The organism is Lentzea indica (assembly GCF_012184385.1).
In the GTDB taxonomy this organism is placed as follows: domain Bacteria; phylum Actinomycetota; class Actinomycetes; order Mycobacteriales; family Pseudonocardiaceae; genus Lentzea; species Lentzea indica.
This window is the reverse complement of the sequence record NZ_VSRL01000083.1, coordinates 23,326-32,724: the sequence shown is the minus strand read 5'-3', so window position 1 is coordinate 32,724 and position 9,399 is coordinate 23,326. Positions and strand designations below refer to the sequence as shown.

7 protein-coding genes are annotated in these 9,399 nt (G+C 67.6%); 1 reads left to right on the top strand and 6 read right to left on the bottom strand.

Translation table 11 applies throughout. The features are described from left to right. Positions 1 to 689: poly(ethylene terephthalate) hydrolase family protein (locus FXN61_RS22925; RefSeq protein ID WP_167976096.1), on the top strand; the 689-nt coding region annotated here is incomplete at its 5' end. Positions 690 to 737: 48 nt separating this feature from the next. On the opposite strand, the gene FXN61_RS22920 is transcribed toward FXN61_RS22925, so the two are convergent. From FXN61_RS22920 to FXN61_RS22895, 6 genes are all read right to left on the bottom strand, one after another. Next, on the bottom strand, positions 738 to 1,058 hold the full coding sequence (locus tag FXN61_RS22920) for a YbaY family lipoprotein (RefSeq protein ID WP_167976095.1): 321 nt from the start codon (positions 1,056 to 1,058) through the stop codon (positions 738 to 740). Between the two features lie 4 nt (positions 1,059 to 1,062). Then, complete coding sequence (locus tag FXN61_RS50820) at positions 1,063 to 1,536, bottom strand: hypothetical protein (protein ID WP_223165554.1); 474 nt, start codon at positions 1,534 to 1,536, stop codon at positions 1,063 to 1,065. Between the two features lie 12 nt (positions 1,537 to 1,548). Further along, positions 1,549 to 2,613: a M12 family metallopeptidase gene (locus FXN61_RS22910; protein ID WP_167976094.1), complete on the bottom strand. Its 1,065-nt coding sequence runs from the start codon at positions 2,611 to 2,613 to the stop codon at positions 1,549 to 1,551. 157 nt (positions 2,614 to 2,770) lie between these two features. Next, positions 2,771 to 5,578, bottom strand: coding sequence for a discoidin domain-containing protein (locus tag FXN61_RS22905; protein ID WP_167976093.1), 2,808 nt, complete (start codon positions 5,576 to 5,578; stop codon positions 2,771 to 2,773). Beyond that, positions 5,557 to 6,957 carry a glycoside hydrolase family 43 protein gene (locus tag FXN61_RS22900; RefSeq protein WP_167976092.1) on the bottom strand — a complete coding sequence of 467 codons (1,401 nt, stop codon included), beginning with the start codon at positions 6,955 to 6,957 and terminating at the stop codon, positions 5,557 to 5,559. The genes FXN61_RS22905 and FXN61_RS22900 overlap by 22 nt, the downstream gene beginning before the upstream one ends. A gap of 9 nt (positions 6,958 to 6,966) precedes the next feature. Continuing rightward, the gene (locus FXN61_RS22895; RefSeq protein ID WP_188135375.1) at positions 6,967 to 9,399 is read right to left on the bottom strand and encodes a glycoside hydrolase family 127 protein; all 2,433 of its coding nucleotides are present in this window, start codon (positions 9,397 to 9,399) and stop codon (positions 6,967 to 6,969) included.

The following is a 9,399-nucleotide window of genomic DNA, read 5'->3' as shown; positions in this document are numbered from 1 at the left end:
CGCCGGTCGCAGGCTTCGGCGGCGGCACGATCTACTACCCGACGAGCACCGCTTCCGGCACGTTCGGCGCGGTCGCCATCTCGCCCGGTTTCCTCGGCACGCAGTCCGCCGTCGCGTGGCTGGGCCCGCGCCTCGCGTCCCAGGGCTTCGTGGTGTTCGTGATCGACACTCTCTCGACCTGGGACCCGCCCGACAGCCGCGCGACCCAGCTGCTCGCGGCCTTGGACCACCTGACCCAGCAGAGCAGCGTGCGGTCGCGGGTCGACGCCACGCGGTTGGGCGTCATGGGTCACTCGATGGGTGGTGGCGGCAGCCTGCGCGCGGCCGTCCAGCGCCCTGCGCTCCAGGCCGCGATCCCGCTGACGCCGTGGCACACCACGAAGAGCTGGCCGTCGGTGCAGGTGCCGACGATGGTGATCGGTGCCGAGAACGACTCCGTCGCGCCGGTCGCGTCGCACTCCGAGCCGTTCTACACGACGCTACCGTCCACAGTGGACAAGGCGTACCTGGAGCTCAACAACGCCAATCACTTCGCGCCGAACTCGGCCAACACGACGATCGCGAAGTACAGCATCTCCTGGCTCAAGCGGTTCATCGACAACGACACCCGCTACGAGCAGTTCCTCTGCCCGGCGCCGCGCCCCAGCACCCTGATCGAGGAGTACCGGGACACCTGCCCGCACTCGTGATCTGAGCACGGGTCGCGGCGCGCACCCGAGCGGAGCGCCGCGGCCCGGCTACACGACCTCGACCGGCACGACCATGCCGGGCGATGGCGGTACGGCGGTCGTGCTGACCAGGTCACCGGGGCGGACCCGGTTCTCGCGGTGCAGGTCGACGTGGGCGGCGACGTTCAGCTCTTCTCGCACACCGTGGACATCGAGGTGGAACGGCACGCGCTGCTCGCCGGTGTCACCGCGGAAGATCTCCCGGCTGTACTCGGCTTTCGTGACCGCGGGCGCGTCGGCCAGCGAGACGTCGAGCAGGCGCACCCGCACGACCGCCCGGCCGAACGCGGGCGTGCCCGCGGGGATCAGCACGACTCCGGTGATGCGCACCCGTTCAGTTCAGCACGGCGAACCGGGCTTCGATGTCGACAGGGCCACCGGTGAGGTTGCGGACCTCGATGAAGTACTTGATCAAGCCGGCTGCCTGGCGGTCGACCTGCACCTTCCACTCGATCTGCGCGGCGCCGTCGACCATCGGCCAGGTCGGCACCACCATCCACACGACCCGCCAGCTCTCCGGCCAGCTGTGGGTGAACCAGCGCTGAGACGTTCCTCCCGGCACCTGTCCGCGGAACTGCACACCAAGCCTCATCGGGATCTCCCCCTTCAGTCTTCCTGGCCGGGCGCGGCGCCCCGCGTCCTCGGCCTCCGCCAGGTCCGCCGCCTCCGCCGAGCCGGGTGTCTCGGCGACGTCGGCGTCGTTCAGCGGCGCGGCTCCACCGTCGTGAGCCGGTGCGGCGAGCGTGTCGACGACCATCAGCTCGTTCAGCGAGGCGGGTGCGGCTCCGCCGTCGAGGTCGGCACTCATGCCGGTCTCCCTTCAGAGTGCGTCCGGCGACCAGCCGAGCACGTCGTAGCGGGCTTCGATCTCGACCTGTCCCCCGGTCAGGTTCCTGATGGCGAGGAAGTACTTGAGCAACCCACCGGACTGGCGGGTGACCTGCACGGTCCACTCGATCTGGGCGGGGCCGTCCACGGCGGGCGCGGTGGGCACGACCGTCCACAGCACGTACCAGTGCGCGGGCCAGCTGTGGGTGAACCAGCGCTTGGTCACGCCCGCGGGTACCGATCCGGTGAACTGCACACCGCGGAACACCGCGGCGGGCTCCAGGCCGCGGTACATGAACCGCACCGCCGCGCAGTCGCCGGGACTGAGCCCCTCCCGCTGGCCGATCTCGACGTTCTGCCGTGGCGTGATCGTGTCGCGGGTGGTGTCGATCGCGAACGCCCAGCGCGGATAGTGCATGATCGAGTGGTAGTCGTACGGGCCGACGTCATCGCCGTCGGTGATGTGCTGGTTGAAGTTGTGCGCATTCTGCTGCTGGATGTTCGTCCAGTGGATCGTCACGAAATTGTTGCGGTCCTCTCGGCTCTGCTCGTGCCAGAGGCCGACGCTGTGCCCGATTTCATGAATCGTCGCCCCGGTCTCACAGCCGGCCGCGAGCGTGATGTTCTGCTGGTCTCCGCGCATGCCGATCGGAGAACTGCACCCACCACCCGGCCGAAAGCGAATGAAGTTCCGGTGATCGGGATTCGTGGCGTTGCGAGGGACCAGCCGAATGCGGGTGTTGCGTTCCCAGTGTGCGACGGCGTTGTGCACGCGGGCCTGGTCCGGCAGGTTCGGGTCGATCTCGAAGGGGACCCGCCCACCTGGCCAGCGAAACTGCTGACCAGGGAGGATCACGCCCGCCGGTTCGACATCGCCTTCCTGCACCAGGTCGAGCACGATGTCGCCTTCGACCATCGGCTCACCGTCGACCATGGTGTACTGGACGGCCTTCACGCCTTCGGTCTGCGTCCTGATCAGGCCGGTCCGCGGTTCGGCGCCGACGCGGAACTGGCCGCTGCCGGTCACTTCGCCGCCGGGTTCGGTGGGTGGCGTCATCGTCCCTCCCCATCACGCATTGACGACAAATGAGCGTGATCCGGGAATGGCGCGCGTCGCTAGGGTCGAAGGTCTCCGTGGCATTCGCCGAATCGATGGACACCCCAAACGGGTGATGTAACGACAGCCGATCCGAGGACGACTGTCGTCCATCACGTCAATGGGCCTTGATCTCCGTGAGACCGGTGCGGAACCCGCCGGCATGGGTCATGAGCACCCGCAGCCGTTGGGTGCTCACAGGGGTGAACTTGACGAGGTTGTAGTTGGCGCGAGGCGAGGCCGGTGTTCTGGTCTGCCCTGCCACGTCGGCCCATCCGCTGCCGTTCCAGTACTGGACCTGGTACGACGACGGCGCCCGGTAGCGGTTGCCCGCGCGGTCGTCGCGGAAGTACAGCCGGACCTCGCCGACCGGGCGCTGCTGACCGAAGTTCAGTTCGTACCAGTCAGTCGCGTTGGGTGAGCCGGCGGTGCCCCAGATCGGTTCGTTGATCGGGAAGCCGTCCACCGCGGCGGCGACCGAGGTACCGGGCGCCGTGTAGGACGCCGACGCGCCCTGGGCCAGGTTCGGGCGGGTGGAGGTCAGGTCGACGCCTGCCTTGGCGAACACGTCGACCACGCGGGCGCTGTTCTGAACGACGTCACGTGGCGCGCGCACGCCGGGCACAGAGGTTTGGTGCACCACGGAGCCGCCGGACGGCAGGGTGACGGATCCGGTGGCCGGGTCGTAGAGCACGCGGGTGAGCCGGTCCACGGTGAAGGCGCGGGTTCCGTTGAGATAGACCGAATATCCCTGCGGGACGCCGTTGTAGCGGGTCACTCCGTCGGACGGGTCGTCCCACACGACGCTCAGGTCGGCGTTGCGGTGGCGCACGTTGTTGACGGCGAAGTGCGACCAGCCGATGTTGATCGGTGAGAGCTCGATCAGGCCGTCGGCACGCGGACGCAGGCCGGCGGCGTCCTCGATGACGGTCCAGTTGCTGCTGCCGAGGATGTTGTGGTGGATCCACGAGCGGTACTGGATCGTGCTGCCGTTCCAGTCGGCCCAGAACTCGTTGGCGTCGGGCCATTGGGTGTTGCCGCCGATGTACTGCGCCCAGGCGTTCCAGTACAGCAGCTTCTTGTAGTCCTCCGCGGTCATCCACTGGTTCGGGTAGTTGCGCAGCACCGACGAGTACAGGCGGAACTGCACGGTCGAGTTGATTGTGGAGAAGTTGTTGGAGCCGGGGTGACCGGCCGCGGCCGCCTCCGCCTTGTCCTTCTGGTTCGCGGTGTAGAAGGGGAACACCGGGTACTCGGACGGCTGGGCGAAGAGTCGCAGCGCCTGCTTGTACTGGTCGGTGTTCGGCATCAGGCCGACCGAGAACGGGTAGTAATTGTTGATCTCCTTCCACGGGACGTGCGCGTTGGTGGCGACGTGCTTGTGTTCGAGCAGTTGCCGGGACGGGTTCCACAAGGTGTTGATCACGCCGGAACGGATGCGGTCGGCGAGCGCCTGCATCTCGGCGGCCTTCGCGGTGTTGCCGGCCAGCGTGTAGGCCTGTTGAGCGGCAACGGCTCCGCTCCACACGTAGGCGGTCTCCGCACGGTCGAGGCGGCCCGGACGCCAGTCGAACGACACCGCGTCGGCATCATTGCCGGTGAGGGCACCCCAGTCGTACTCGATCACACCGTTGTTGTTCGTGTCGTAATAGGACAGTTGGCCCTTGGCATCGCCTTCCGCGTAACGGGCCAGCAGCGCCGCGATGGAGGGCTGGCCGCCGTGGACCTGGTAGCTGCGCCACGCGGCTTCGGAGACGTACTGGGTGTAGGAGTTGGACCAGTTCTCCGGGTCGCCGGGGTTGTCCATGAAACGGCCGCCGCGCGACGTCTGGCCGATCGAGAGCCATGGTCCGTAGGAGTAGACGGGATCGCGCAGGTACTTGAGGTCGTCGATGTGCATCGGCTGGGTCAGCACGATCGCGTTGTTGTAGCCGGTGACGCCCTCGATCGAGGTCGGGAACTGGTAGTCCTGGCCGGGGATGTCGACGTCGAGGTGGTTGAAGCGCATCAGCCACCACCGGTAGTAGATGTTCTTCTTGATCGCGGCGTCGGGCACGTCGATGTACGGGATGTTGTCGGCCCACCAACGGTTGTACGCCTGCACGTGGGTGGCGAACGCCGTCGAAGGCGAGTAGCCGCGGTACGACTGGTACTCGGTCGACGACTCCGGGATCTCGGTGGTCGGGAAGCCCATGACCACCTTGGTCGTGACGGTCTGGCCGGCGCCCACGGTGATCGCGCGGTCCAGGCCGCCGTTGCCCACGCTGAAGCCGTCACCCGCCAGGCGCGGCCTGATCGTGGTGAGGTTGTTCTTCACCGGCCGGCTGCCGGTCAGCTCGCTCCCGCTCGCGGTGGTCGCGTACGGCGAGGTGGCGCGCAGCTGCAGCGTCGACGGCGAGCCGCCGGTGTTCACGAGCGCCAGGTTCGTCACAGCCACGTTGTTGTGGGTGATGAACTTCGTCATCTCGACCCGGATCGAGCCGCTGGTGAAGACGCCCCGGTAGTGGCTCGGTTTCTGCACCCTGCTGCTCACCTGCTCGGTGAACGAGCCGGGCGACACGGCGATCGAGTAGGCGTTCTGGCCGCTGATGTCGTCCCAGTAGGCGGATCTGCCGCCGAACCCGATCACGCCGGGGTTGTGGGTGTACATGAACAACCCGCGGCCGCGCGTCATCAGGAAGTTGCCGGCCGGGTCATTGCCAGGGCGAGCGAGCAGCCGGTCCATCCAGAAGTCGGTACCGGCGCTCTCCGCGTCGTAGATGGCACGCATGGTGCTGCCGGTGCTGTAACCCGCAGGAGGGGCGGGGATGGACGGGCCGGTGAACGCCGGATAACCGATGGTCTGCGCGGCCGACGCGGGACCGAGTCCGGCGGCGACCAGCACCACGGCCAGCGCGGGTGCCGTCAGGCGGCGAAGGCTTGCCATTCCAGGACTCCCGTCGAGAGGCCGGTCTTCGCGGTGATGTTCAACCGCAACCGGGTCGTGGACACGGTGGGGAACGTGATGGTGTTGAACGTGTTCGCCGCTGTCGCGAACTGGCCGGGCAGGTCGGCGTAGGCGCTGCCGGTCCAGTACTGCAAGCGGCACGAGGCGGGCAGGTCGATGCCCTGGTCGTCGTCGAACCAGTAGACGGCCGTGCGGTTGATCGATCTCGCGGACGGCCAGGTGTACTCGAGCCACTGCGTGCCCTGCTCCGGCCAGTTGCCGTAGACGAGGTTCGAGCGGTCCGCCGAACTCGTTGGTGTAGCGCCGTTGTTGACCGCGGCGAGGTTCTCCCACGGCGACACGTACGACGTGCTCGCGGTGGCGGTCAAAGCGACGTTGCCACTGCCACCTGGATTCGGCGGCGGACCGGCAACCGTCTGGACTACCCGCTGCATGGTGCCGTCTGCGTTGAAGTGCAACAGGTCCACGGCCACGGATCGGCGGAAGTTGCCGCCGCCGGGTGCCTGGGCGTTGTGGTAGACCATGTACCACTGGCCGTTGAACTGCACGACACCCGCGTGGTTCGTCGTCGACGAGACCTGGCCGAGAACCACGCCGCGGTGCGTCCACGGCCCCATCGGGCTGGTGGCGGTGGCGTAGCGCTGGCAGGCGTAGCTCGACGACGTGACGCAGCCGTTCGTGTCGTTGGCCGCGTAGATCATGTAGTAGAGGCCGTTGCGCTTGAACATGAACGGCGCTTCCCAGAAGTTCGCGAGGCCTTGAGGCGTCACGACGGGTCCGTCCAGTTCGATCATGTTCGGCTTGAGCTTCGCCGCCCGCGCACCCCAGTAGCTGCCCCAGTACAGGTAGGCCTGGCCGTCGTCGTCGGTGAAGACCGTCGGGTCGATGTTGAGCCCGGACGAGTTCGGCGTGCTGTCGCTGATGAGCGGGCCGCCCTTGGCGTCGGCGAACGGCCCGAGCGGGCTGTCGCCCACCGCCACACCTATGTCCATCCAGCCGGGGCCGTTGCCGTTGACCGAGGTGTACCAGTAGTACTTGCCGTTGCGGGGCTCGACCTCACTGGCCCAGGCGTCCGCGCCGACCCAGCGGAACGTGCCGATGTTCGCCTTGGCACCGTGGTCGGTCCAGGAGGCGGCGTCGGTCGACGACAGCACGCGCCACTCGCGCATGAGGAAGTTCTGCTGGCCGGACGCGGCTTCGTCCCGTCCGGCGTAGACGTACATGGTGTTGCCGACGACCAGCGGCGCCGGGTCGGCGGTGTAGACCGAGGTGATGATCGGGTTCGCCGCGCTCGCGGGCATGGCCACGGCCACGCCCGCTACGAGTGCGATTGCGGCGCCCAGCAGGGTGGCGCGCATCGATTCTCCTTATGTACCGGTGGAGTGGAGGTTCGCGACCTCTGCGGCGGTGAGGGCGCGGCCGTAGACCCGGAAGGAGTCCACGGCGCCGTCGAGATTCGGGTCGTTCGCGTACTGGGAGCGGCCGATCCAGTTCTGCGTGGTGCTGCCGGCCCGCAACGTGAGTGCCGAGTTGCGGGCGACCTCAAGACCGTTGACGTACAGGACACCGAGGTCACCGTTCTGCGTCACGGCAACGTGTGTCCACACGCCCTGCGGAAGCGCCGCCGGTGCGTTGATCTGCTGCTCCGCGCCGGCACCGTTGGTGGTGATCGCGAACCGGGTGCCGCCCGCCGAACTGCGCGGGGTCAGGAAGGCGTAGGCCCCCGTGCCGGACCCGAAGTCGAACACCCGCGACCAGGTCGTCACGGTGTCCAGCCGCACCCAGGTCGCCACGGTGAACGCCATCGCGCCGGCGAGCAGCCCCGAGGGCAACACGACGTGCGCGCCGGAACCGGACAGGTCGACCGCTCCCCCGCTCCGGCCGGTCGTCCACGCCGCACCGCCCGCGAGCGTGGCGGTCAGGCCGTTGCCCGTGGCGTCGTTCGCGTTGCCGTCGAACGGATAATGGGCGATGAACGGTGGCGGCTCTGAGGCGACGGTCCAGTAGACGGTGTAGCGCTGCCCGTAGATCTTGTAGAACGGCAACAACGTCACCAGGCCGGTGCTCGCGGAAGCCGTGTACTGCAACGGCGTCGAGGTGGGCTGAATGGACGACGGTTGCAGCACGGGCATCGACTGCAGGTTGTTCGTGCCGTACGCACCGGCCAGCACGATCGGCCCGTGGCGGACCGCCTGCACCGCGCGGTTGTCCGGTGTGGACTCGCGGTGCAACGCCATCGGCAGACTGATCTCCACGACGTCACCGCTCGACCAGGTTCGGTTGATCCGGGCGTACGAACCCGGCGTGACCGACGCCTGCGGTGTTCCGTTGACGCGGATCTGCGCCCCCGTGGCCCAAGTGGGGACGCGCACACGCAGCTCGAACGTACCGGAGCCGGTGATCGTCAGCTTCGTGGCCGCGGTCTCCGGGAACGAGGTGTCTTGTCGCACGGTGAAACCACGCCAGTTCACAGTTGAGGCGATGAACAGGTTGACATACAGCGCCGTGCCGGAGTGGGCGTAGATGCGGCCCGTGTGGCAGGTGTTGGTCTCCATGCCGGTGCCGTGACAGCAGGTGAAGTCGTTGTAGTCGTTGCTGTACGTGCGGATGCCACCGGGCCGCAACGGCGTGTAGTAGCTGTGGTGGCCGTGGCTGGAGTTCGGGTTCTGGGCGCCCAGCAGATGGTTGTAGAGCGTCTTCTCGTAGAAGTCGAAGTACCGCGCGTCACCAGGGTTGGTGCGGAACAACTGCGCGGTGAGCTTCAGCATGTTGTAGGAGTTGCAGGACTCGCAGGTGTTGTCCGACAGTTCGGACGCGATCCGGCCCGGTGCCTTGAAGTACTCGCCGTTCGAGTTGCCACCGATCGCATAGCTGTGCGCGCCGACGACGAACTCCCAGAAATTGCCGGCGATGTCGCGGTACCTGGTCGTGCCCGTGGCGTGGTACTCGCGGATCGCCCCGATCGCCTTCGGGATCTGCGTGTTGGCGTGGTAGCCGTTCAACGCGTCGCGGTTCTGCGCCAGCGGGTCGAAGATCTCCGCGTGGTCGAAGTACTGGGCCGTGGTGAGGTGCGCCTGGTCGCCGCTGAGCTGGTAGAGGTTGGCGAGCACCTCGTTCATGCCGCCGAACTCCGTGCGCAGCATGCTCTGGCGTTGGGCGTAGGTCAGCCTTCCGTTGCGCGCCCCCGCCCAGGCCGCCATGCGGGTCAGCACGGTGAGCGCCTGGGCGTTGCCCGCCAGCAGGTGCATGTCCAGCAGCCCGGCGAGGATCTTGTGCAGGGTGTAGTAGGGCGCCCACACCTGCTGGCCGGTCTCGACTCTGGCGATGAAGCTCTCCGGGAACGCCGAGAGGTAGCCGGTGGTGAAGCCCGCCGTCGCGGCCCGGTCCTGGCAGATCGCCAGTTGGGCGACGAGGTGGTCGCCCTTGGTCCTGAACGCGGTGTCGCCGGTGCTCGCGTACGCCTGGGCCAGCGCTGTGAGCACGTGCCCGGTGGAGTGCCCGCGCAGTTCGGTCGAGGGCGACTCCCATCCTCCACAAGGGACGGCGGTGGAGTTCAGCCCGACGTTGAGCCGGAACGTGTGCAGCAGGCGTTCGGGGTCGAGGAACTTGAGGTAGGTGTGGGTGCGGAGGGTGTTGTCGCGGAACGGACCGGGCAGCAGGGACACCGAACCGAGCGGGAACAGCTCGGCAGACACCCCGATGTCGGGACGTGCCGCGGCGAGCGCGCGTGCGGGCAGCGCCGCCGCCGCAGCGGCGAACGCGCCCGCACGCAACACAGTGCGTCGAGAAGGGAGGTTCAT